The organism is Alsobacter sp. (genome assembly GCF_059501845.1).
Genome location: NZ_JCACDK010000001.1, coordinates 1 through 23,877, shown reverse-complemented (window position 1 = coordinate 23,877; position 23,877 = coordinate 1). Strand labels below are relative to the sequence as shown.

Here is a 23,877-nt window from a genome sequence, read left to right as displayed (position 1 = left end):
CGGGGCGGCCGGCCATGCGGTTCATCAACCGCGTTCCGCGGAGCGGCACGGCGCGCCTCCTGGCGCTCCTGCCCTTCGCGCTCGTGCTGATCGCCTACGCGATCGGTTCGGGCGTGAGGCTGGCGGAGAACCCGACCGACAAGCTGCTTCCCGCCTTCTCCACTCTCGGCAGCGCCGCCTGGCGCATGGCCTTCGTGCCCGACCCGCGCACCGGCGACTTCCTGCTCTGGGTCGACACCGCCGCAAGCCTCGGGCGCCTCGCCATCTCGCTCGTCATCGCCGTCGTGATCGGGCTGGTGCTCGGCATCGTCGTCGGGCTGCTGCCCTATCTCAGGGCGGCGCTCGGTTCCTTCGTCACCGTCATCTCGATGGTGCCCCCGCTCGCCCTGCTTCCCATCCTGTTCATCACCATGGGGCTCGGCGAAGCATCGAAGATCGCCCTTATCGTCATCGGCGTGGCGCCGCCCCTCGTGCGCGACATCGCGCTCAGGGTCGGCGACCTGCCGCGCCAGCAACTGATCAAGGCGCAGACGCTCGGCGCCTCCACCTGGCAGATCGTGCTGCGCATCGTCGTCCCGCAGACCGTGCCGCGCCTCATCGACTCGCTGCGCCTGCAGCTGGGGCCGGCCTGGCTCTTCCTCATCGCGGCCGAGGCCATCGCCTCGGAGTCCGGGCTCGGCTACCGCATCTTCCTCGTCCGGCGCTATCTCGCGATGGACGTCATCATCCCCTATGTCGCGTGGATCACGCTGCTCGCCTTCCTCATGGACCGGGCGCTCATTCCCGTGCAGCGGCGGCTCTTCCCCTGGTTCGAGGATGCGAGGGCGTCGGCATGACCGCGCTCTCCATCCGCAACCTCTGGAAGGAGTACGACGACCGTGTCGTGCTCGAGGACATCACCCTCGACATCGCGCCGCGCGCCTTCGTGGCGCTGGTCGGCCCATCGGGCTGCGGCAAGACCACGTTCCTGCGCATGCTGCTCTCGGAGGAGAAGCCCACCAAGGGCACGATCACCATCGCCGGCGAGAAGCTGTCCGGTGAGCCGGGTCCCGACAGGGGCGTCGTCTTCCAGCGCTACTCGGTGTTCCCGCACCTCACCGTGCTCGGCAACGTGGCGCTCGGGATCGAACTGCGCGAGGCGCCGCTTCTCGGGCGTCTGTTCGGCGCCAGGCGCCGCGCGGCGGAGGACGAGGCCCGCGCCATGCTCGCCGCCGTCGGCCTCGGCGACAGTGTCGCGAAGTACCCTGCGCAGCTCTCTGGCGGCATGCAGCAGCGCCTCGCCCTGGCGCAAGCCCTCATCGCCCGGCCGAAGGTGCTGCTGCTGGACGAGCCGTTCGGAGCGCTCGATCCCGGCATAAGGGGCGACATCCACCAGCTGGTGAAGCGGCTCTGGCACGAGCGGCCGCTCACCGTAGTGATGGTGACGCACGACCTCTCGGAAGCCTTCGCGCTCGCCACCCGCGTCGTCGTCTTCGAGCGGCGCCGCAACGAACCGTCCGATGCCGGGCGCTACGGGGCGACCGTGACGCGCGATTTCGAGGTCTGGCCCCGCCGAGAGGCCGGGCGCCCCGGCTGGGGCCTGCCTCCCGCCGAACCCACTCCACCCACAACGACGAGCCGAACAGAACAGGCCATCCAAGGAGCATTGCCGTGACCGTCACCGCCGAGGCGCGCGCGCGGATCGAAGCCAATCGCCGCCGCTACGAAGAGCTCAAGGCCGCCGGCGAGAACGCCGCTCCGAAGGCGCTGCCGCCCCCTACCCCCATGGACGGCGCGACCATCGCCGACGCCGACATCCTGCACAGCGAGACGATTCCCGGCGGCTGGTACTGGACCGGGCTCCTGCGGCGCGGCGAGGGCCTGCGCCTGCTCAACACATCCGGCACGCATGGCGTCTCGCTCTTCGCGTGGAACGCGCACGACACGAGCGAGCGCTTCAACAGCGCCGACACCGTCAAGATCCAGTGGACGGCGGCGCTCAGGAAGGGCCGCGTGCTCTTTTCAGACATGGGCCGGGTGCTGCTCTCCATCGTCGAGGACACGAGCGGCGCGCACGACCCCATTGCCGGCGGTTCGACCCCGGCCAGCAACGCGAGGAAATACGGCGACGCGACCCTGCGCTCGACCTCGGTGAACATGCTGCTGGCAGCGTCGAAGCACGGCCTCGGGCGGCGCGACCTCGCACCCGTGGTCACCTTCTTCGCCCCTGTCGTCTCGGGCGCCGAAGGGAAGCTGGGCTGGCGCAATGGCGTCGTGCGCAAGGGCGACTTCGTCGACCTCAGGGCAGAGATGGACCTTGTCGTCGCGGTGTCCAACTGCCCGCACCCGCTGGCGCCGGACACGTCGTTCGCGCCCGGCGAGGTCGAGGCGATCACCTTCCGCCTGTCGCCGCCCGCGCCTGACGACCTGTGCCGGACCGCCACCGCCGAGGCACTTCGCGGCTTCGAGAACAACGCATCCTATCTGCGCGACTGAAGGATTTCGCCCGTGCCCAGCCCCTTCCTCGCCACGTCCGTGCTCGATCCGGCTCGCGCCGTGTACGACCACGTCATTCCCGCCAACTCGCCCTGGACCGGCATCGTCCACAAGGGGCAGGTGCTGCGCATCGTCGACCTCGAGGGCCAGCAGGCCGTCGACACGCTGTTCTATGCGCTGGCTGACACGAGCGAGCGCTACAGCGCGCAGGACACGGTAGCGGGCCAGGGCGCCGCCTATGTCTCCACCGGGACGCGGCTGATCTCGAATGCCGGGAACGTCATGGCCGTCGTTGTCGCCGACAGCTGCGGCCGGCACGACACGTCCGCGGGCGCCTGCTCCTGCGAGGCGAACACGGTGCGCTTCGGCCACCACACGAAGTACATGCACGCCTGCCGCGAGAACTTCGTCGTCGCCATGGCCCGCCACGGCATGACGAAGCGCGACATCGTCCCCAACATCAACTTTTTCATGAACGTGCCGATCGAACAGGACGGGACGCTGGCCATCGTCGACGGGGTGTCGAAGCCCGGCGACCATGTCGACATCCTCGCCGCCATGGACGTGATCTGCGCTATCTCCAACTGCCCGCAGGTCAACAACCCCTGCAACGGCTTCAATCCGACGCCGGTGCGGGTGATGATCTTCGACCCGGCGACGGCCTGAACGATGTTCCGCAAGGTCCTCGTCGCCAACCGGGGCGAAATCGCCGGCCGCGTCATCCGCACCCTGGAACGGATGGGCATCGCCTCGGTCGCCGTTCACTCCGAGGCCGACCGCTATACGCGGCCCGTCCTGACGGCGGACGACGCCGTCTGCATCGGCGCGGCCCCGGCACGCGACAGCTACCTCGACATCGACGCCATCGTGGCAGCCTGCCTCTCGACCGGCGCCGAGGCGGTTCATCCCGGCTACGGCTTCCTGTCGGAGAACGCCGGCTTCGCCGAGCGGCTGACGGAGAACGGCATCGCCTTCATCGGACCCCGTCCGGAGCATCTGCGCGCCTTCGGCCTGAAGCACACCGCCCGCGAGCTGGCGATGGCGAGCAGCGTGCCGCTGCTGGGCGGCAGCGGTCTGCTCGACACGGCGGACGAGGCCGTGGCGGAGGCGGAGCGGATCGGCTTCCCCGTCATGCTGAAGAGCACGGCGGGCGGTGGCGGCATCGGCATGCAGCTCTGCCGCGACGCGGCCGAGCTGCGCGACCGGTTTGATGCCGTGCAGCGCATGGCGACCTCCTCCTTCGGCGACGCGCGGGTCTATCTGGAGCGCTTCGTGCCGGTGGCGCGGCATGTCGAGGTCCAGATCTTCGGCGATGGCAACGGCAGCATCGTCACGCTGGGCGAGCGCGACTGCTCGCTGCAGCGGCGCAACCAGAAGGTCGTCGAGGAGACACCCGCGCCCGGCCTCCCCGCCTCGGTGCGGGAACGGATGCACGCAGCTGCGGCAGCGCTCGGGCGTTCCGTTTCCTATGAATCGGCCGGCACGGTCGAGTTCATCTACGACGTCGAGCGCGAGCAGGTGTCGTTCCTCGAGGTCAATACGCGCCTCCAGGTGGAGCACCCGGTCACCGAGGAGGTCTACGGCGTCGACCTCGTCGAGTGGATGATCCGGCAGGCGGCGGGCGAATTCGTCCTGCCCGCGCAGGAGACGCTGGTTCCGGACGGCCATGCCATCGAGGTCCGGCTCTATGCCGAGAACCCGCAGGCCAATTACCGCCCATCGACGGGCCGTATCACGGAAGTCACCTGGGCCGAGGGCCCCCGCGTCGACGGCTGGATCGAGCGCGGCTCGGAGGTGACGGCCCACTACGACCCGCTGCTCGCCAAGGTGATCGTCCACGGCAGGGACAGGGTGCAGGCCGTCACGGCGATGCAGGACGCCCTCGCCACAACCCGCATCTCGGGGCTCGAGACGAACCTGGACCTGCTGCGAACCGTGATGGGCTCGGAGGTTTTTCTCGACGGGCATGTTTCCACGGCCGCGCTCGCGGCGATCCCGTTCAGGCCCCGTGCCATCGAAATCGTGTCGCCCGGAGCGCAGAGCTCCGTCCAGGACTGGCCGGGCCGCATCGGCTACTGGAACGTCGGCGTACCGCCCTCCGGCCCCATGGACGACCGCTCACACCGCCTCGCCAACCGCATCGTTGCGAACGAGGAAGGCGCAGCGGCGCTGGAACTGACGCTGACAGGACCTGCCCTTCTGTTCCATTGCGACGCGGTGGTCGCGCTCACCGGCGCCAACATGAATGCGAGACTGGACGGCCAGCCCGTCCGGCGCTTCGCACCCGTCGAGGTCCGGGCCGGGCAGCTGCTTGCGATGGGGGTCATCACCGGGGCCGGGCAGCGAGCCTATCTGGCCGTGCGCGGCGCGTTCGACGTGCCGCTGTTTCTCGGCTCGGGGGCGACGTTCGGGCTCGGAGGCTTTGGCGGCCACGCGACCGGGACGGTGAAGGCCGGGGACATCCTGAAGATCGGCAAAGCGGCCGCCGGGGAGCCGCGCGACGATCTCGCCCTGGAAGCGCCGGAGCTGACCCGGGACTGGACCATCGGCGTGCTCTACGGCCCGCACGGCGCGCCGGACTTCTTCACGCCCCAGGACATTTCCGACCTCTTCGCCTCCCGCTACGAGGTGCACTTCAACAGTGCCCGCACCGGCGTGCGGCTGATCGGCCCGCGCCCCTCATGGGCGCGCCACGATGGCGGCGAGGCGGGCCTGCACCCCTCCAACATCCACGACACACCCTACGCCATCGGGTCCATCGACTTCACCGGGGACATGCCGATCATCCTGGGTCCGGACGGCCCCAGCCTTGGCGGGTTTGTCTGCCCGGCCGTGGTTGCGCGGGACGAACTCTGGAAGATCGGCCAGCTGAAGCCCGGCGACGGTGTCCGTTTCGTCGACCGCACGGGCGAAGCGGAACGCCCGGTCGCTTCGCCGTCGGTCCGGCAGAGTGCAGCATCCGGGCCCGCACCCGGTGGCGTGCTGCGCCAGAGGACCGATGGCGAAATCCGCGTCGTCTACCGCCGTGCCGGCGACGACAATATCCTCGTCGAGTACGGCCCCATGGTGCTCGACTTCGGCCTTCGCCTGCGTGTGCATGTGCTGGCGCAGGCTGTGCGGGCGGAGAAGCTGCCGGGGATCATCGAGCTTACCGAGGGCATCCGCTCCCTGCAGGTCCATTTCGACAGCCAGGTCCTGGCTCGGGGCCGTCTCCTCGACGCGCTGGAGCGCATCGAGGATGGGCTCCCGGACGCAAAGGACGTCACGGTTCCGTCCCGCAAGGTCGTGCTGCCGCTCTCATGGAACGACTCCTCGGTGCAGCTCGCCATGCGCAAGTACCAGGAGCTCGTCCGCCCGGACGCGCCCTGGTGCCCGTCCAACATCGAGTTCATCCGGCGCATCAACGGGCTCGGCTCGGAGGACGACGTCCGGCGCATCGTCCTGGACGCCGAGTACCTCGTCCTCGGCCTCGGCGACGTCTATCTCGGAGCACCCGTCGCGACACCGGTCGATCCGCGCCATCGCCTCGTGACGACGAAGTACAACCCGGCGCGCACCTGGACGCCGGAGAACGCGGTGGGCATCGGCGGCGCCTATCTCTGCATCTACGGCATGGAGGGTCCCGGGGGGTACCAGCTCTTCGGCCGCACGATCCAGATGTGGAACTCCTGGCGCTCTACCCCGGCCTTCGAGGAGGGCTCGCCCTGGCTGCTGCGCCCCTTCGACCGCATCCACTTCCACCCGGTCGACGAGGCGGAACTGCGGGACGCCCGCGAAGCGTTCCCGCATGGCAAATACCCCGTCCGGATCGAGGACGGCACCTTCAGCTGGCGAGGCCTCCAGGAGCGGCTGGCGCCGGAGACGGCGTCCATCGCCGCCTTCCAGGCGAAGCGGCAGGCCGCCTTTGAGGAGGAACGCGCCGACTGGAAGCGCAAGGGCATCGACACCTTCGTCAGCGACGATGGCAGCGCCTCGGCCTCGCCGCAGGAGGCGGTGCCGGACGGCCAGAACGGGGTCATGGCGCCGGTCACGGGCATTGTCTGGAAGATCCTGGTGGCGGAAGGCGACGCCGTGGAAGCCGGTCAGCCGGTCGTGATCGTCGAATCCATGAAGATGGAGATCGAGATCGCCTCCCCCGTCGCCGGCCGCGTCACGTCCCTGCGCTGCCAGCCCGGCCGCACCGTCGCCAGCGGCGACGTGGTCGCGCTGGTGGAGGGGTGAGCGCGCGCTGGACCGCGCGTCTTCAGACGCGCTTTGGGCAACATGCGGGTCTGAAGACCCGCGCTCCGGCGGGCGGCGCTGATGGGACAGCGGTGAGTGGACGAAGAAGGGTGCCATTCCCGGCGGCCCGGACGGCCGGGACGGGGATCCAGGGCCTTTTCTCGCCCGCGCTGGTCACTCAAAGCTGAACTTAGGCCGCTGGATCCCCTTCCCCTCCGCCGCTGTGCGGCTCCGGCCGGGGATGACAGCAGGAGCGCTTGAAATTAGCGCCTCCTCGGCAGCGCCCGTCCCATCGCCGCCGTGTACTGGGGAATGAGTTCGACCCTGGGCTTGTACACGCCGGTGTCGGTGAGCTCCTTCACATGCGCTGCGATTTCTTCCATCGGGGCGAACCAGACGTCGCCCTGCTTCACCTTCTGCTCGAGGAAGGCGGAGAAGACGTGCCAGCGGGCCAGCCGCCCGGTGGCGAAGGGGTGGATGACCGGGATCCACAGCCCGCCATAGGCATAGGCCGCCTCGAACTCCTGCTCGTAGATCTCGAAGCCGCTGCGCGGCGATCGGATCGGCATCATGTAGTCGAGGTCGAAGGACTGGACCCATTGCGGCCAGTCGTCCATGCCCCAGTAGGACGGCAGCTCGACGATGCGGCCGCCATTGGCCCGGCTCTCCAGGAGATAGGGGATGTCGTCGCCCATCAGCGAGGCGTCGTAGGCGAAGCCGCGCTCCAGCAGCAGGTCGAGCGAGTTGCCGGAGAAGTTGTAGAGCGGCGCGCGCCAGCCGCGCGGGCGGCGGCCGGTCATCCTGACGTGGATCTCGATGCCGGCGTCGAGCCAGTGCGCCTGGTCGTCGCGCGTCTGCTCCAGCGGGTTCTCGTGGATGTAGCTGTGGTGGGCGATCTCGTTGCCGCCGGACAGCACGGCCTCCACCGCCTCCGGATACTGCTCCATGCACCAGGCGGGGATGAAGAAGGTCTGGCGGATGCCGAGGCGCCGGTAGGTTTCCACGATGCGCGGCACTGCCACCGTCGGGCCGTAGCGCAGCATGGAGATGGCCGAGACGCGATCGTGACCCGAGTTGGGGTACTCGACATGGATGAGGCTGTCCGCGTCCATGTCGAAGGTGAGGCAGGCGGCGCACTTGGCTCCGTTCGGCCAGGGAATGGGATTGGCGATCATTCCGCGCTCCTCAGGACATGGCCGCCCCGCCGTTCACGGCGAGGGTGTGGCCGGTGACGAAGGTGGCGCCGGGACCGGCGAGGAAGACGACGCCCGCGGCGATCTCCTCCGGCCTGCCGATCCGGCCCATCGGGTGCGCGATCTCCAGGGCCTGCTGCTCGGGCGTCATCGTATCGAAGGCGAGCAGCGGCGTGTCCGTTGGTCCGGGCGCAACCGCATTCACGAGAATTCCGCGGGACGCGAATTCGCGCGCCCACGACCGGGTGAGGCCTACGACAGCCGCTTTGGTCGCGACGTAGACGGACGCGTTCTGCCGCCCCAGCGCGGCGAGTTCCGAGGCGAAGTTGATGATGCGCGAGCCCTCACCGAGATGCGGCAGCGCCTCCCGCGTGACGAGGATCGTGCCACGGACATTGATGGCGAAGTGCAGGTCCACGTCGTCCGCCGTCACCGCCTCCAGCGGGTTCTCCCGCATGATACCGGCGACGTTGACGAGGATGTCGAGCCCGCCCAGCCGGCGCACCGCCTCGGCCACGCCCGCCACGACAGCCGCCTCGTCCGTGAGGTCGGCGAGAACGGTGGGAGTGAGGAGGCCGGAGGGCGCCTGCCGGTCGAGACCGACGACACTCGCTCCGGCCGCCGCCAGCGCCTCAGCGGAAGCCCTCCCGATTCCGCTGGAAGCGCCGGTCACCAGCGCCCGCTTGCCTTCGAGGGGTCGCATTCGTCCCTCCCCGTCAGGCGTTGCGGGCGTGCATGATGCGCCCGATGAAGTTCATGAGGATCTGGGCGGCGAGGATCGCCGTGGTGCCCGTGTGGTCGTAGTCCGGCGCCACCTCGACGAGATCGACGCCGACGACCGTGCCGCGCTTCGCAAGGCCGGCCAGAAGCTCCAGCACCTCGTAGTAGAGAAACCCGCCATGCGATGGCGTGCCCGTGCCGGGCGCGATCGAGGGGTCGAAGCCGTCGATGTCGATGGTGACGTAGTAGCGCTTGCCCGGCGGGATGCGGTCGAGCACGCCCTCGACGCCGAGCTTGCGCAGGTGCCGGACGGAGAGGATGTCCGAGCCCATCCGGCGCGCGTCGTCATAACCCTCCTTGGCGGTGGAGGACACGTTGCGGATGCCAATCTGGCTGAGCCCCGTGACATAGGGCTTCTCGGCCGCGCGGCGCATCGGATTGCCGTGCCCGTAACGCACGCCGTGACGCTCGTCGACGAAGTCGAGATGCGCGTCGATCTGCACGAGGTGGATGTCGCCCCGCCCCTCGAACGCGTTGATGCAGGGAATGTTGATGGAGTGGTCGCCGCCCAGCACCACCGGCAGTGCGCCGGCCTCCAGGATCTTGCGCACGCCATGCTCGATGTTGGCGTGGCTTTTCATCGTGTCGGTGTGGATGATGTCGGCGTCGCCGATATCGACGAGCCTGAGCCCCGCGGGCAGGTAGACCACGTCGTCCTCGTGGTCATAGGCCCCGCCATGACCGAAGGAGAAAAGCGTAGACGCCTCCCGGATGCCGCGCGGACCGAGGCGCGCGCCTGCGCGCCACTGGGTGCCGAAGTCGAAGGGCGCGCCCATCACCGCGACGTCCGCGTCGATCGCGTCCCAGTCAGAAACGTAGGGCCATTTCCCGAAGGTGCAGATCCCGACGAAGGGCAGGTTGAGGCGGCCGCCGTCATAGGCGTTGCGGACATTGGAGCCGGGCTTCGGGTCGCTCATGGTTTCGCCTTCCACCCGACGGCGGCGATCCGCTCGTTGACGAGGACCGGCCGCCCTTTCCGCCGGGCCACCGCGTTCGCCGTGACGCACAGCAGTTCGAACATGATGGACGCGCCGACGAACGCGGTGATCCCGCCGACGTCAAAGGGCGGCGAGACCTCGACGAGGTCGGCGCCGACGATGTCGAGCCCGTCCAGCGCCCGCACCATCTTCTGCGCCGTGAACGTGTCGAAGCCGCCGATCTCCGGCGTACCGGTGCCGGGCGCCTGGGAGGGGTCGATGCCGTCGATGTCGAACGAGACGTAGACCGGCTTTTCACCGACGATGGAGCGAGCCTCCGCCATGACGGCCGCGTGCCCGCGGTCCATCAGCTCCTCGATGCTGACGATGCGAACGCCCGAGGCGACGGCGAACTCGCGGTCCTCGCCGTCATAGGTCGTGCCGCGGATGCCGATCTGCACGATGCGGCGGGGATCGAGGAGGTTCTCCTCGACAGCGCGGCGGAACGGCGTGCCGTGGGTCAGCTTGAAGCCGCCGAAATAGTCGTCGTTGAGATCGGTGTGGCTGTCGAAATGGATCATGCCCACCGGGCCAGCTTTCGCGACGGCGCGCAGCACGGGCAGGCTGGTGAGGTGGTCACCGCCCGCCGTCAGCGGGGTGACACCGGCAGCCACGAAACCGGCATAGGCCTTCTCGATGCGTGCCAGCGTATCCTCGAGGCTCGCCGGGTTGGGGCCGACGTCGCCGAGATCGGCGCAGCGCACGGTGTGGAACGGCGCCGCGGCCGTCGCCTGGTTGAACATCCGCATCATGCTGGACGAGTCGCGCAGCGCGCGGGGGCCATGGCGGGCGCCCGGGCGGTTCGTCGTGCCTCCGTCCCACGGCACGCCGACGATGCCGACCTCGATGCCGTCAGGCGAGGGTGCATGCGGCAGCCGCATGAAGGTCGGGATACCCGCGAAACGCGGCAGGTCGAAGCCCGAGACGGGAAGGTAGGCGGGATCGAAGGCGTCCATAGCGCTCTCGCTTTGTTGGCAGGTCCGGATCACCACGGTGCCTCGCCGCGGTCGATCCCGAGCGTCTGGCCCGTAACGTTCGCGGCGAGATCCGAGGCGAGGTAGAGATAGGGGCCGACGATGTCGGGCGGTTCCATCAGCCCGCCCGGCAACGGCTGCGCGGCCTCGACGGAAGCGACGACCTCGGCCTCCGTCCGGCCCGTGCGGGCGGCGATGACGCCGGCCGAGCGCATCGAGCCCTCCGTGCGCACCCAGCCCGGAGCCACGGCGTTGACGGCGATGCCGCGCGGGCCGAGCTCGCGGGCCCAGGTCTTGGTGAGGCCGATCACGGCATGCTTCGACGCGACATAGGCGCCAAACAGGGGCTCTGCGACCCTGCCCCACACCGAGGCCGTGTTGATGACCCGCGACCCCGGCTGCAGCTGCGGCAGGAAGGCCTGCGTGACGATGGTGGTGCCCACCACGTTCACGTCGAGCACCCGGCGGAACACGGCGAGGGTGGTGGCCGAGTCGTCGTCGATCGGCGTCATGCGTTCCAGGCCGGCATTGTTGACGAGCACGTCGAGCCCGCCGACAGCAGCTGCGACGCGGGCGACGGCCTTCTCGTCGGCGATGTCGCAGACATGCATGGCGACGGCGCCGATGCGCCTCCCCGTTTCCTCGACGCCGGGATCCTCGGCGAGGATGACGACCCGCGCCCCCGCAGCGGCGAAGGCGGCCGCCACCGCCTCGCCGATCCCGCGGCTGGCGCCCGTCACCAGCACGCGCTTGTCCCTGATCCCCGGCAGCGACATTCAGGCGTCCTCCGCCGTGGAACGCACGAGATGCAGCAGCTCGCTCCGGAGTTCGAAGAAGAGCCGCCCGTCCCGCGTCTCGAGATCGCGATGGCTGCCGAGCCCGGCGGTCACGTCCACCTCGGCCAGGATGCGCGCGGGCCGGCGGGTGAAGACGATCACGCGGTCGGCGAGGAAGGCGGCCTCGTCGACGTCATGCGTGACGAAGACGATCGTCTTTGCATCCGCCTCGAGGATCCGCCGCAACTCGACCTGCAACGCCTCGCGCCGCTGTGCGTCCAGGGCGCCGAAGGGTTCGTCCATCAGGAGGACGTCGGACCCGGCGGCGAGAGTGCGGGCGATGGCCACGCGCTGGCGCATGCCGCCGGAGATGCGGTTCGGGTAGGTGGCCGCGAACTCCGTCAGCCCGACGACGCCGAGGAAATGCTTCGCCCGTTCCCGCTTCTCGGCTGCCGAGAGGTCGTGGCGGTAGCGCATGCCGAAGGCGACGTTCTGCTCGACCGTCATCCACGGGAACGACGAGTAGGACTGGAACACCATGCCGCGCCGGCGGTCCGGCGGCCCAAGCATGTCACCGCCGAGACGGATAGCCCCGCTCGTCGGTGTCTCTAGCCCGCCGACCATCCGCATCAGCGTGGTCTTGCCGCAGCCGGACGGACCGAGGAAGACGATGATCTCGCCCTTGGCGATGTCGAGCGAAAAGGGCTCGACCACCGGGACGGGACCCGCCTGCGTGTCGAAGACCTTGGTGACCGCGTCGAAGGCGAGATAGCTCATCGCGCTCACCGGACGAGGTAGGGGAAGAGGCGCCCGTGCAGGGCGCGGAGCAACTGGTCGGTCGCCAGCCCGATGATGCCGATGGCGATGACCCCGGCCATCACTTCCGGCGTCTTGAAGTAGCGCCGGGACTGCCAGATGACGAAGCCGAGCCCGCTGTCGGCTGCGACGATCTCCGCCACGATCACGTAACTCCAGCACCAACCCAGGGTGATGCGCATGTTGTCCCACAGCGTGGGCAGCATGGCCGGCAGCGTCACGTCCATGAGGGCGCGGGCACGCGGTGCGCCCAGAGTCGCTGCGATCTCCCCGTACTCGTGCGGGACGCGGCGAACGTCGTCGGCGACGAGCAGCACGAGCTGGAAGAAGGTGCCCATCCAGAGCAGGAAGATCTTGGTCTCCTCACCCACCCCGAACCAGATGATCGCGAGGGGTACGAGTGCCGGCACGGGCAGGTAGCGGACGAAGTCGATCGTCGGCTCCAGCGCCTTGCCGGCCAGGGCGTAGCTGCCCATCAGGATGCCGATCGGCACGGCCATGACGACTGCGATGAGGAAGGCACCCCAGACGCGGGCGGTCGACACTGCGGCGTGGTAGAGCAGGTCGCGCTGGGTCGCCATGTTCCACAGCGTTGCCAGGACCGTCGATGGCGGCGGCAGGAACAGCGGCGCGACGAAACCGGAGCGCGCCGCCAGCTCCCAAAGTCCCAGCAGGACGAGGCCGAAGACGAGACCGGCGACCTGCAGGCGAAGCCGCCGGCTGCGTGCCATCGCCCCCGCCCCTGCCCTGCCTTCAGCGCTTCTTGCCGTCGAAGAGGCCCGTGATCACCGACGGGTCGATCTGCTGCTTGGCATCGAGCTTGGTGTCGGCGGCGCCGTAGTCGAGGTTGAGCTTCATGACCGTGTCGAAGAAGCCGAACAGCGTGCCGGGCTTGTCCTTGGTCCCGATATAGGCCAGCGCGTCCTCGTAGCTGGTGTAGCCCAGCGAGCTGTTGATGATCTCCGTCACCTCTGCCGGCTGCAGGCCGTAGAGCGGCGCGGCAATCTCCGCGAACTTGGCCGGGTCCTTCTTGTAGAAGTCGACCGCGCGGTAGATGCAGCGCAGGAATTTCTTGTACTTCTCGGGGTTCTTGGCGAGGTCGTCCTGCCGCGCCGTGATGATGTCGATGATCAGCCCCGGCGCATCCTTAGACGAGACGAGCACTTTTGGGTTGCGCTGGGTGACCGTCTTCACCGCCTGACCCATGAAGGGCTCGTAGGTGCCCACCGCCGCCACGGAGTTGTCGGCGAACACAGCCACCGTGTCGGCCGTCGCGATCTCCTTCAGCGTCACGTCCTTCAGGGTGAGCCCGGCCTTGGCGAGCTCCATCTGCAGCAGCAGGCGGGCCGGGATGTTGGGCTCCACCGCGATCGTCTTGCCCTTGAGGTCGGCGACCGACTTGACCGACCCGTCGGAGATCACCCCGTCGCCGCCGACCGACAGGTCGATGGTGCCGATGATGATCCCGGGCGTGCTGGCGTCGCGCGGGCGGCCCTGGTGCTCGCCCACGGTCCGCATGTCGACCTCGATGTCGCCGCGGGCGTAGGCGGCCAGCACGTTGCTTCGATCGTCCTCGAACTTGAAGTCGACTGTCAGTCCCTCTTCCGCGTAGCAGCCCAGCTTGTCGGCAACGAGCGCCGGGGCGAACCCGACCCAGGTCGGCGCGAGGCCGCGGATGGTGTCGGCGGCAGCGGCCGGAAGGGTCGAAACTGTAGAGGAAAGCAGGGCCGCGAAGGCGGCGGTGGCGAGGAAACGGCGCATGTCGGTCGGCTCCTGGCGTGCGGACGATCTATGATCCCGGACCGTGAGGCTAGCGCTGACCGGGCAGCGACTTGAATCACGAACATCGGCGGGCTTTCATCGGCATTCATCGATGTAAAGGAGCCCGCCCCATGAGACGCCTGAGCGGGATCGATCTCCGCCTGCTGAAGATTTTCGCCACCGTCGTGGAGTGCAACGGCTTCCAGAATGCGCAGATGGCGCTCAACATCTCGCAGTCCACGCTCTCCACCCACATCGCCAATCTCGAGGCGAAGCTGGGGTCGCGGCTCTGCGAGCGCGGACGCGGCGGCTTTGCTCTCACCAGGGCGGGCGAGGAGACCTATGAGGGAGTGCAGGACCTCTTCCGCTCCATCGAAGCCTTCGAGGCGCGGATGGGCCGGGTGCACGGATCTGCAGGCCGGCGGTTCCGCATCGGCGTGCTCGACACGGTGGTGACGTCGGACGAGGTTGGTCTGGACCGCGCCATCGCGGCCTTCGGCGCCGCCAACCCGGACGTCTTTCTCGACCTCGAGATCAGCGCCCCGCAGACGCTGGAGCGCAGCCTCGTGGAGGGAAAGCGGGACATCGTCATCGGTCCGCTCTCCCAGTCGGTGCCGTCGCTCGAATACCGGGACGTGATCGTCGAACGGCATTCGCTGTATTGCGGCCGCGGGCACCCTTGGTTTGACATGCCGGACGCGGCGATCTCCCGGGCGGATTTCATGGATGCGCGCTTCTCGGTGCGTGCCTACCGCTATTTCGATGACGTCTACCGCTTCGGCAAGGCCACCGCGAATGCCAGCGTGTCCAACATGGAGGCGCAGGAGATCCTCGTTCTCTCCGGCCGCTATGTCGGGTTCCTCCCCGACCATGCCGCACGACGCTGGGTCGACCAGGGCCGGATGCGTGCGGTGCGTCCGGCCGAGTGGGGCCTCACCTCGCGCTTCCTCGTCGCCTGGGATCCCTCCGGGGAGCTCAGGCCGCTGAAGCGGGACTTCGTTCGTTGCCTGACCGGCAAGACCGAGAAGGCCATCGCCTGAGATACGTTCACCCCAGCGGGCAGTCGCTGGTCGCCTCGGGATCGGCCATCTCGCCCATCCGATCGTCTGCTCCACCCGGACGGGAAATCGCACGCCGTAGCTCGTGGACCTCGTGAGATGAGCAGGCCCGGCCGGGAGAAAGCTTCGCCGCGGGCAGTCTCAGCGAAGGTCCGTGAGGGGACGCAGGGGGAGGACTTCGGGGTTGCCCTCGAGTTGCCGGGCAAGCGCGCTGAGCCCCTGAGGTTCATTGCCATTGGCATGGGCGAGGATCACCGATCCCGGCCGGGGCTTCTGGCCGAGAGCCAGCCAAGCCGATGCGCCGATGGCGACGAGGTGGTGGCGGGCGACGGCTTCCGACAGCGCGGGGGTCGAGACCAGCCCGGGGAAGCGGAAGAACACCGACGGCGTCTCGCCCTCAGCAATCAGCTGCCGCTCGGCCCCGAGGATCTCGCTCTCCGGATTGGTCCCCGGCAGGAGCATCAGGTTGTGGTCCGGACGAAGGCCCGCGACGAAGCGGTGGAGGTCCGTATGGTTGACCCAGGTGATGGCGAGGGCGCCCGCCCTGGCCTGCTCGCGCAGCCAGTTCATGTCTGGCCCATGTCTGCGCATCCACGCCCCGGTCACGGACAAGGCGACAGGCGCAGCCTGCTGGCGAGCAGCGATATCCGACAGGATCCACCGGTCGAGGGGCTTCCGGCTCGGGCAGAGGTCGAGCGTCACCGCCGTTCCCTGGCCCGTCATGCCCGTCATTCCTGCGTTGAGCCGGGCTTCGCCCAGCACCTTGCCCTCCTGGTCGCGGGCGTGCCGCACGACCGTCTCGTATCGGGTCTGGGCGATGTCCTCGTCGCTGGCCGGCGTACAGGACCAGCACGCGGCAGATTCAAGGGAGGTCGTCAGGCGCTCGGGGTCGACGAGCAGGTAGGCCGGCTGCCCGTCGAGGCGCATCGAGCGGATTGCGATGCGGCGGGCGTCACCGTGCCCGCATAACTCCAGGGTCGGCGCGTAGGACTGCACCAGGCGATCGCTGCGAGCAGGAACAGGAACCTCGCAGCTAGGGTCTCCGGCACGGGACGGCACAGGCGACGTAAGCACGGCAGCCCCGAGCACCAGCGCCATGGCGGCGCGCCACCCCTTGCCGACGGCAACTCCCGCCGCGACACTGCCCGTGATCCAGCACATCCCGTGCATGCCGCCTCCGCGGGTCGTTGCCCGACACTACCCTGATGCAGGAGCGTTGCCATGCTTCACCGCAACGGCGAAAGCCCCTCGCCGATCACGATCGGGAGCGAGACCGACGGAGACACCGGCACGGAAATCGAGGCACGGCTCGCCGAAGACATCACGGCCCGCTTCGGCGAGGCCCGCCCCCGGCGCGTCGTCCTTGCGGCCCGGTGCGACGGCCGTCTGATCGGAGGGATTACAGGGAGCATTCACTGGGGCTGGCTCTACATCCGGCAGATGTGGGTAGCCGAGGACGCCCGCGGTGCCGGCACGGGCACAGCCCTTCTCCTCCAGGCCGTCGCCGAAGCCGAGGCGAGTGCGTGCGCCGGGATTTATGTGGACACGTTCGAGGAACGCACGGCCAGGTTCTACGAGCGCTCCGGGTTCGACCGTGTCGGGCTCATCCCAGGTTTCCCACCGGGGCACGCGCGCATCTTCCTCGCTCGCCAGCTCGGCACACACCCGCCGAAACCGTGAAAACAGGCCAGATCCGGGTCCGCTGCCGCTCACGCGTACTCGGGACCCGCATTTCTCAGTCGATTTTTTGGTATATCAGTAATTACTGCCATGTATTCCAGCCACGTTTGGTTCCACAAATCACGCCTCTCTCGCCCGAGATGATGTCATATCCTCAGAGTAATCTAACAAGACGCTGTACAACTCGCGGCATTCCGGCAAAAGCTCTAACCGCTTGCTGCGCTGCAGCGAGAAAAGACATTGTCGTTCACTCGAGGCGGCCTTACGGTATTCCCCGCGACCGCGGATACGACTGCGTTTCGGGCGGAGCGGGAAATGCAGGCCAGCGCTCACAGCGAAAAGGTGATCTCGACACTCCGGCAACCGGCGCAAGGTGGCCGGCCGGACTATGTCCGCGAGTCCTGGCGCCGCTGCCTGCAGGATTTCGGGCTCGAGCCCGAGCATGCGCGGTCCGTCGATCTTCTCACGCGGTCCGAACTCGCCCAGGTTACCACCCCGGTCGAGGATCTCGTCTCCCTGGCACGCAGCGAGGTGGACAGGCTTTTCGCCCGCCTCAACCCGTACGGCTACTTCATCACGCTGAACGAGAAGTCCGGCGTGACGCTGCTCCTGCGCTCCAGCCCGGAGCTCGTCGAGGGCTGCCGCAAGGCCGGCCTCATGGTCGGCAGCATATGGTCGGAGGACCTGCGCGGCACCAACGGCATCGGCACGGCGCTGGCCGCGCGCTGCCCGGTTTCCATCGTGCGCGACGACCATTTCACCGTCGACTTCACCCAGCTCACCTGCAATGCCGCCCCGATCCACGGCGAGCGCGGCAGCGTCGCCGGCGTCCTCAACGTTACGACCCCCCACGAGTGCGAGCACACGTCCCAGCGCTTCGTGCGGGACATCCTCAGCCGGGCGGCCCAGCGCATCGAGCGCATGTACTTTGCGCGCCGCTTCGCGGGCGGCACGGTGGTCCGGCTCTCGCGCTATGACGACTTCGCCGACATCGCCGAGGAGCACTGGCTCGCCCTCGACTCCGGCGAGCGTATCGTCGATGCCACGCCGTCCGCCGAGAAGGCCCTCCGCGTTCCGCTGCAGCGGCTGATCGGCAGCAAGCTCGGCGAGGTCGTCGAGCTCGGCAAGCCGCACGGGTCAGGCGAGACGCAGGCTGCCGTGACCCGCTCCGGCGCACAGCTGTTCGTTCGCGGCCTCGAGAGCGGCCGCCGCAGCCCGTTGCCGGTGCAACGGCCGCCCGCTGCACCCGCGAGGGTTCCGGGCCCGGCGGAGTTCTCGCTGACGGAGCTAGTCGGCTACGATCCGGTGGTGACGGAGCGGCTTCGCATCACCAAGCGCCTCGTCGACCGCCGCCTCCCGATCCTGCTGCAGGGCGAGACCGGGACAGGCAAGACCACCGTCGCCCGCACCCTTCACCGCGAGAGCGCCCATGGCGAGGGAGCCTTCGTCGCCTTCAACTGTGCTGCCATCCCGGCCGAGCTGATCGAGAGCGAACTCTTCGGCTACCGGCCAGGCGCCTTCACCGGTGCCGCCAAGGAGGGATCTCCGGGCCGGCTCGTCGAGGCCAATGGCGGCACGCTCTTCCTCGACGAGATCGGCGACATGCCGCTGCACCTGCAGACGCGGCTGCTGCACGTATTGTCGGAAGGCGAGTTCGTGCCCGTCGGCGGCACCAAGCCGATCCGGGTCGACTTCTCGGTCATCTCGGCGAGCCTGCATGACATCCACGCGCTGGTGAAGCAGGGCAAGTTCCGCGAGGATCTCTTCTTCCGGCTCTCCGGCGCGGTCATCCCGCTTCCGGCCCTGCGCGACCGCATCGACCGGATGGAAATCGTCACTGCCGCCTTCGCGCGCGAGGCGGAGGCACAGGGCCGCGGCAAGGTCCGCCTCACGCCAGACGTGGCTCTTCTGCTGAAGCAGTATCCGTGGCCGGGCAACATGCGGGAACTCTCGCATGTCGCGCGCTACGCGCTCGCCGTCTCGGAGGGCGAGATCATCCAGATGTCGGACCTGCCCGCCAGTCTCGGCGCCCCGGCGCAGCAGGAGGGCGAGGGCCCGGCCCTGCTGGCCAAGGCCGAGACCGAGCGCCGCGTCCTCACCTTGACGCTCGACCAGACGGACTGGAACGTCTCTCGCGCCGCGCAGCGGCTCGGCATCTCGCGCGCCACCCTGCATCGCAAGATCAACGTCTTCGGCCTGCGCCGCATGTGAGCCCACCAGGGCCGCCATCGCATTCCGCGGCACTGTCGCGGAAGGCGCTCACGCGCGTGTCGCGCCTGTTGCGACAGGTGTCGCAACTGTCACAAAGGCCCATGCGGCACCTGCGACAGATGCGACGGTCCTGGCGGGGAAAACGTAGTGAAAACAGTGTGAACACCGTCTGGCACGGCCCGTGCTGACATCCTCTCCCCAACAAGGGTTCGCCGGCTTCAGCCGGTGATGAATGGGAGGAAACGGTCCATGTTCTACGTGCCCAAGAACGCACTGTACTCACGCGTATCCCGGCGCAAGTTCCTCGAGCTCGGCGGCGGTGCGGCGACTGCGCTCGGCGCTGGTTCGATCGCGGCGAGCCTCGGCTCCTTCGTCACCAAGACCCCGGTGCAGGCCGCGTCCTCACCCGATGCCAAGTGGAAGCAGTTCTCCGGCTCCAAGCTCGTGTTCCTGTCCGAGAACACGCCGCCGTCCTTCGCCATCCGCGAGAACCTGAAGCCCTTCTTCGACCTCACGGGCATCACCGTCGAGATCCTCACCGATGACCTGCCCGTCGTGCAGCAGAAGATGGGCATCGACCTGCGCAGCGGAAAGTCGGACTTCATCCTGGAATACGTGCAGGACAAGCCGATCGGCGCACCCTTCGCCGACCAGCTTGCCGACCTCAGCAAGTACGTGAAGGACGACAACCTTCCGCAGGACCCCGAGGGCGTCGGCGCCGACGCGTGGTTCGAGAACTATCTCGACGCCTGCGGCCACTTCTACACCCGGGACCGGCTCGTCGCCTTCCCCTACGACTCCGCCGTCGCCTGCACCTTCTACCGCAAGGACCTGTTCGAGCAGTACACGAAGGACTTCGAGAAGGAATACGGCTACCGGATGGAGTTCACCAAGGACACCACCTGGAAGAACCTCTACGACTTCGCCGCCTTCTTCAAGAAGCTGAAGGCCGCCGGCAAGGACGTGCCCTACGGCTACGCCCAGCACCAGGGCAGCTTCGCGTGGACGACCCAGCTGGACATCCAGCGCCTGATGTACAGCCACGGCCAGTGGAACGACTTCAAGGTGGACGACAAGCTCGGCTCCAAGAAGCCCGGCCCGACCAACTGGGGCGACGAGACGTCCGTGCTGATGATGCAGAAGTTCAAGGAGCAGGCTGACGTCAGCCACCCCGACAACCTCGCCAACGGCACGCTGCAGCTGAACACGGTCTACCAGGCCGGCCAGATCGCCATGCAGGTGCAGTACAACGAGTTCGCCGCTTCGGTGGAGGACGAGAAGACCAGCCGCGCCGCCGGAGGCAAGACCGGCTACGCACCCTGCCCCAAGGGCGAGGCGAGCTGGGTCAAGAACGGCGGCAAGGTCGTCAACGGCACGAACTGCGGCATCGGCGGCATCGGCATCAACGGCAACGCCTCCGAGGACATCAAGCGCGCCGCCTATCTCTTCGCGATCTGGGCGACGTCGAAGGACACGCAGTACAGCGTGCTGAAGGGCGTCGGTGGCACCCCGACCCGCAAGTCCGTGATGGATCTCCCGGACGTCCAGAAGGCCCGCCAGCGTCCGACGACCATGCCGAACGCGCTGACCTTCGACGCCGTCTACGACTTCGGCATCAAGGACCCGAACTTCGTGCTCGGCCCGAAGATTCCGGAGGCGAACGAGTACCACAAGATCGTGGCGACCGAGACGCAGAAGTGCATCGCCGGCAAGCAGTCGGCGGACGAGGCCTGCAAGGCGATCCAGAAGCAGGTCGACGACCTCCACGACCTCTGATCCCGACGTGAACGGACGCGGCGCATCATGCGCCGCGTCCCCCGCAAGTGCCTGTCCCGGAGGCTCACGTGTCCACGATTCCGTATTCCGAGACGGCCCTGCCCGGGCGGGGTGGAGGTCTGTCGAACGGCACCGCCGTCGCCCATGCAGAAACGTTCGCCGACGGCGCGCTGACCATCGACTTCGTCCCGGCGGAGCGGAATCCGGTTGCCTCCCGGAATTACTACTGGCTGCTCATGGGCCCGGCGATCATCGTGCTCGCCGCCATCACCATCTATCCGTTCTTCTGGCTGATCTGGATGAGCCTGCACAATGTCGGCGCCGATGGCGGCGACGCCTGGGTCGGCCTGAAGAACTTCGAGCGCGCCGTCGTCAACGATGGCAAGTACTGGGCCGGCTGGACGCTGCTCCTCAAGTACAGCGCCCTGTGCCTGTTTTTCGAGATCATCATCGGTGTCCTGCTCGCCATTCTCCTGAACGGATCGAAATGGGAGAAGGTGCTCGTCACCGTGATCCTCATGCCGATGATGATGGCCCCCGTCATCGCCGGCCTGGTCTGGTACTTCCTCTACAACTCCACTTTCGGCTGGTACCACTGGCTCTTCCAGAGCCTCGGCATCCTGGGCGGAACGTCGATCCTCGGCTCTGCCGACACCGCGATGTACGGCATCGTCATCGTCGACGTCTGGCAATGGACGCCGCTGATCACGCTGATCACGCTGGCCGGCATGAAACGGGTTCCCCGCGACCAGCTGGAAGCGAACATGGTCGACGGCGCCGGCGACCTGCGCAACTTCCTCTCGGTCACGCTGCCCAACCTCTACCCGTTCCTGCTGATCGCCATCCTGCTGCGGTTCATGGACAATTTCCGCTTCATCGACGTCATCCTGACGCTGACGGGCGGCGGGCCGGCGGACGCGACCAACGTTCTGCCCGTCTACCTCTTCGACGTGGCCTTCCACTACTTCAAGCTCGGACGCGGTGCCGCGATCGCCCTCACGCTGCTCATCGTGACGATCATCCTCGGCAAGCTTCTCGTCCGCGTCTTCGACCAGCCCGCCGCCAGGCGCGGCGACCTGCCCACGGAGTGACGTCATGGCCTCCAGCGATATCGTCACTTACAACAGCCCCGCCAAGAAGGTCCTGAAGGTCCTCGCGATCATCTTCCTGACCGGGTACATCCTCTTCACGGTGTTGCCGATCTTCGTGATGTTCGTCTCGTCCTTCAAGGACCTGCTCGAAGCATTCCGGCTTCCGCAGGTGGGGCAGTGGTCGCAGATCGGAATCTTTTTCGACTTCACGCCAACCTTCAAGCACTACCAGAACCTGTTCCTTGACCTGAACTTTGCCACCTACTTCACGCACAGCGTGGTGGCGGCGCTGGGTTCGGCGCTGGTCTCGGTCGTGCTGGGATCGATGTGCGCCTACGGCCTGTCGCGGCATGACTTCAAGGCCAAGCCCGACGTCTTCTTCTGGATCATATCGACCCGGATGGCGCCGGTCGTGGCGGTGATGGTGCCGCTCTACTCGATCTTCCGCTCGCTGGACCTCGTCGGCACGCTGCCGGGCCTGATCCTCGCCTACACCACCTTCAACCTGCCCTTCGCCATCTGGATCCTGAAGGGCTTCTTCGACAACGTGCCCTACGCCGTCGAGGAAGCCGCGATGTGCGACGGCTCCACGCGGTTCGGCGGCTTCCTCGCCATCCTGCCGCTGGTCGCCCCCGGCATCGGCGCCTTCCTGGTGCTCTGCGTGCTCTTCGCCTGGAACGACTTCCTGTTCGCCTCGATCATCGGGTCGGGCGGGGCCAAGACGCTTCCGGTGGCGACGCGCGAACTCGTCCAGCCTCAGAACATCCAGTGGGGCAGCATCATGGCGGCGGGCGTGATCACCACGATCCCCATGATGTTCCTCGGACTTCTCATCCGCCGCTACCTCGTCACCGGCCTCACCATGGGTGCCGTGCGCGAGTAGAGCGACGCAAACGACAAGATCAATCGACTACGGGAGGTCCCGATGGCGTCCGTCGAAATCAGTTCCGTGTGGAAGTACTACGGCAAGACCGCCGCCGTGAAGGAGCTCAACATCCAGTGCGCGGACGGCGAGTTCCTGTCGGTGCTCGGACCGTCGGGGTGCGGCAAGTCCTCGACGCTTCGCATGCTGGCGGGGCTCGAGCACATCTCGGCCGGCACCATCTCCTTCGGCGGCCAGCGCGTGAACGAGCTGCCGCCCAAGGATCGCGACATCGCCATGGTGTTCGAGAACTACGCGCTCTATCCGCACAAGACCGTCTACGAGAACATGGCCAACCCGTTGCGCCTGCGGAAGGCCGACAGCGCGACGATCGACCAGAAGGTGAAGCGCGCGGCGGAAATGCTGGAGATCTCGCATCTGCTCGAGCGCAAGCCGCAGGAGCTCTCTGGCGGCCAGAAGCAGCGCACAGCGATCGGCCGCGCCATCGTGCGCGAGCCCAAGCTGTTCCTCTTCGACGAGCCGATTGCCCATCTCGATGCCAAGCTGCGCGCCCATATGCGCGGGGAACTCAAGCTCCTGCAGCGCCGGCTGGGCACGACGATGATCTACGTCACCCACGACCAGCTCGAGGCCATGTCGATGGCTGACCGCATCGCCGTCATGCACAACGGCGTGCTGCAGCAGCTCGGCACGCCGCAGGAGGTCTACAACCATCCCGCCAATGAGTGGGTGGCGGGCTTCGTCGGCGAGCCTCCGATGAACTTCCTCGACTGCGAGATCGTCGAGGAGGACGGATCGATGTGGCTGCAGCACAGCGCCTTCCGCGTGCTCCTGCGGCCCGAGCAGGCGGCGCTCCTGCGCCAGGGGCTGGACGGGCGCACCGTCCGGATGGGCGTGAGGCCCGACCAGATCGCCATCAGCCTCACCCAGTCGGCCGGCGCGATTCCGGCGGACATCCTGGTCACCGAGCCTCTCGGCGGCGACATGCTGGTGGACGTCTCGTTCGGCGACACCAAGCTGCTGGTCAAGACGAAGCCGGATTTCAAGGGCGAGATGGGCGGGCGCTGCTACGCCAATATCGACCTCGGGCGCTGGCACATTTTCTCTGGAAAGACGGGCGTCGCCTACTTCTGACGACCCGGCACGACAAACATGGGAGGACGCGATGGCGAGTGGGATGCAATTGCCGCGTGAGGATTTGTTGA

Annotated in this window: 21 protein-coding genes; 12 read left to right on the top strand and 9 right to left on the bottom strand. The window is 67.7% G+C overall.

Features of this window, described 5'->3' with window-relative positions; all coding sequences use genetic code 11:
- Positions 1-14 precede the first annotated feature (14 nt).
- Genes AC5JCN_RS00105 through uca form a run of 5 tightly spaced genes read left to right on the top strand, consistent with a single transcriptional unit; the run spans position 15 to position 6,696 of the window.
- Positions 15-836: an ABC transporter permease gene (locus AC5JCN_RS00105; RefSeq protein WP_495752966.1), complete on the top strand. Its 822-nt coding sequence runs from the start codon at positions 15-17 to the stop codon at positions 834-836.
- Positions 833-1,654, top strand: coding sequence for an ABC transporter ATP-binding protein (locus AC5JCN_RS00100; protein ID WP_495752965.1), 822 nt, complete (start codon positions 833-835; stop codon positions 1,652-1,654). The genes AC5JCN_RS00105 and AC5JCN_RS00100 overlap by 4 nt, the downstream gene beginning before the upstream one ends.
- Positions 1,651-2,475 carry an urea amidolyase associated protein UAAP1 gene (locus tag AC5JCN_RS00095; RefSeq protein ID WP_495752964.1) on the top strand — a complete coding sequence of 275 codons (825 nt, stop codon included), beginning with the start codon at positions 1,651-1,653 and terminating at the stop codon, positions 2,473-2,475. Before AC5JCN_RS00100 ends, AC5JCN_RS00095 begins: the two co-directional genes overlap by 4 nt.
- Positions 2,476-2,487: 12 nt before the next feature.
- Positions 2,488-3,141, top strand: a complete 654-nt coding sequence (locus AC5JCN_RS00090) for an urea amidolyase associated protein UAAP2 (protein ID WP_495752963.1) — start codon at positions 2,488-2,490, stop codon at positions 3,139-3,141.
- A 3-nt stretch (positions 3,142-3,144) separates the two neighbouring features.
- Entirely contained in the window at positions 3,145-6,696 is a 3,552-nt protein-coding gene (uca, locus tag AC5JCN_RS00085) for an urea carboxylase (protein ID WP_495752962.1), read from the top strand.
- Positions 6,697-6,959: 263 nt separating this feature from the next.
- Here uca and AC5JCN_RS00080 read toward each other — a convergent pair whose 3' ends face one another.
- The 8 genes from AC5JCN_RS00080 to AC5JCN_RS00045 are packed head-to-tail and all read right to left on the bottom strand — an operon-like array spanning position 6,960 to position 13,973.
- Positions 6,960-7,871 carry a polysaccharide deacetylase family protein gene (locus AC5JCN_RS00080; protein ID WP_495752961.1) on the bottom strand — a complete coding sequence of 304 codons (912 nt, stop codon included), beginning with the start codon at positions 7,869-7,871 and terminating at the stop codon, positions 6,960-6,962.
- Positions 7,872-7,881: 10 nt separating this feature from the next.
- The gene (locus AC5JCN_RS00075; RefSeq protein WP_495752960.1) at positions 7,882-8,592 is read right to left on the bottom strand and encodes an SDR family NAD(P)-dependent oxidoreductase; all 711 of its coding nucleotides are present in this window, start codon (positions 8,590-8,592) and stop codon (positions 7,882-7,884) included.
- Positions 8,593-8,605: 13 nt separating this feature from the next.
- Entirely contained in the window at positions 8,606-9,586 is a 981-nt protein-coding gene (gene speB / locus AC5JCN_RS00070; RefSeq protein ID WP_495752959.1) for an agmatinase, read from the bottom strand.
- Complete coding sequence (gene speB, locus AC5JCN_RS00065; RefSeq protein WP_495752958.1) at positions 9,583-10,602, bottom strand: agmatinase; 1,020 nt, start codon at positions 10,600-10,602, stop codon at positions 9,583-9,585. The genes speB (AC5JCN_RS00070) and speB (AC5JCN_RS00065) overlap by 4 nt, the downstream gene beginning before the upstream one ends.
- 29 nt (positions 10,603-10,631) lie before the next feature.
- Positions 10,632-11,396: an SDR family NAD(P)-dependent oxidoreductase gene (locus tag AC5JCN_RS00060; protein ID WP_495752957.1), complete on the bottom strand. Its 765-nt coding sequence runs from the start codon at positions 11,394-11,396 to the stop codon at positions 10,632-10,634.
- Positions 11,397-12,173, bottom strand: coding sequence for an ABC transporter ATP-binding protein (locus tag AC5JCN_RS00055; RefSeq protein WP_495752956.1), 777 nt, complete (start codon positions 12,171-12,173; stop codon positions 11,397-11,399).
- 5 nt (positions 12,174-12,178) lie between these two features.
- A complete protein-coding gene (locus AC5JCN_RS00050; RefSeq protein ID WP_495752955.1) occupies positions 12,179-12,943 on the bottom strand; it encodes an ABC transporter permease in 765 nt (254 codons plus the stop codon).
- A gap of 22 nt (positions 12,944-12,965) precedes the next feature.
- Positions 12,966-13,973, bottom strand: coding sequence for an ABC transporter substrate-binding protein (locus AC5JCN_RS00045; RefSeq protein ID WP_495752954.1), 1,008 nt, complete (start codon positions 13,971-13,973; stop codon positions 12,966-12,968).
- Positions 13,974-14,104: 131 nt separating this feature from the next.
- Between AC5JCN_RS00045 and AC5JCN_RS00040 the strand changes: the two genes are divergently transcribed.
- On the top strand, positions 14,105-15,013 hold the full coding sequence (locus AC5JCN_RS00040) for a LysR family transcriptional regulator (protein WP_495752953.1): 909 nt from the start codon (positions 14,105-14,107) through the stop codon (positions 15,011-15,013).
- A gap of 159 nt (positions 15,014-15,172) precedes the next feature.
- Here the strand turns inward: AC5JCN_RS00040 and AC5JCN_RS00035 are convergent, their stop codons facing one another.
- A complete protein-coding gene (locus AC5JCN_RS00035; RefSeq protein ID WP_495752952.1) occupies positions 15,173-16,201 on the bottom strand; it encodes a polysaccharide deacetylase family protein in 1,029 nt (342 codons plus the stop codon).
- A gap of 51 nt (positions 16,202-16,252) precedes the next feature.
- On the opposite strand from AC5JCN_RS00035, the gene AC5JCN_RS00030 reads away from it, so the two are divergent.
- The 6 genes from AC5JCN_RS00030 to AC5JCN_RS00005 all read left to right on the top strand — a co-directional run bounded on the left by AC5JCN_RS00030 (position 16,253) and on the right by AC5JCN_RS00005 (position 23,806).
- Positions 16,253-16,711 (top strand): GNAT family N-acetyltransferase, encoded by a 459-nt coding sequence (locus tag AC5JCN_RS00030; RefSeq protein ID WP_495752951.1) that lies wholly within the window; start codon positions 16,253-16,255, stop codon positions 16,709-16,711.
- A 315-nt stretch (positions 16,712-17,026) separates the two neighbouring features.
- Positions 17,027-18,922 (top strand): sigma-54-dependent Fis family transcriptional regulator, encoded by a 1,896-nt coding sequence (locus AC5JCN_RS00025; protein WP_495752950.1) that lies wholly within the window; start codon positions 17,027-17,029, stop codon positions 18,920-18,922.
- Positions 18,923-19,171: 249 nt separating this feature from the next.
- Positions 19,172-20,698 (top strand): extracellular solute-binding protein, encoded by a 1,527-nt coding sequence (locus AC5JCN_RS00020; protein ID WP_495752949.1) that lies wholly within the window; start codon positions 19,172-19,174, stop codon positions 20,696-20,698.
- 68 nt (positions 20,699-20,766) lie between these two features.
- On the top strand, positions 20,767-21,789 hold the full coding sequence (locus AC5JCN_RS00015) for a carbohydrate ABC transporter permease (protein WP_495752948.1): 1,023 nt from the start codon (positions 20,767-20,769) through the stop codon (positions 21,787-21,789).
- Between the two features lie 4 nt (positions 21,790-21,793).
- Entirely contained in the window at positions 21,794-22,672 is an 879-nt protein-coding gene (locus tag AC5JCN_RS00010) for a carbohydrate ABC transporter permease (protein ID WP_495752947.1), read from the top strand.
- 42 nt (positions 22,673-22,714) lie between these two features.
- Positions 22,715-23,806 carry an ABC transporter ATP-binding protein gene (locus AC5JCN_RS00005; RefSeq protein WP_495752946.1) on the top strand — a complete coding sequence of 364 codons (1,092 nt, stop codon included), beginning with the start codon at positions 22,715-22,717 and terminating at the stop codon, positions 23,804-23,806.
- The last annotated feature ends 71 nt before the right edge of the window (positions 23,807-23,877 follow it).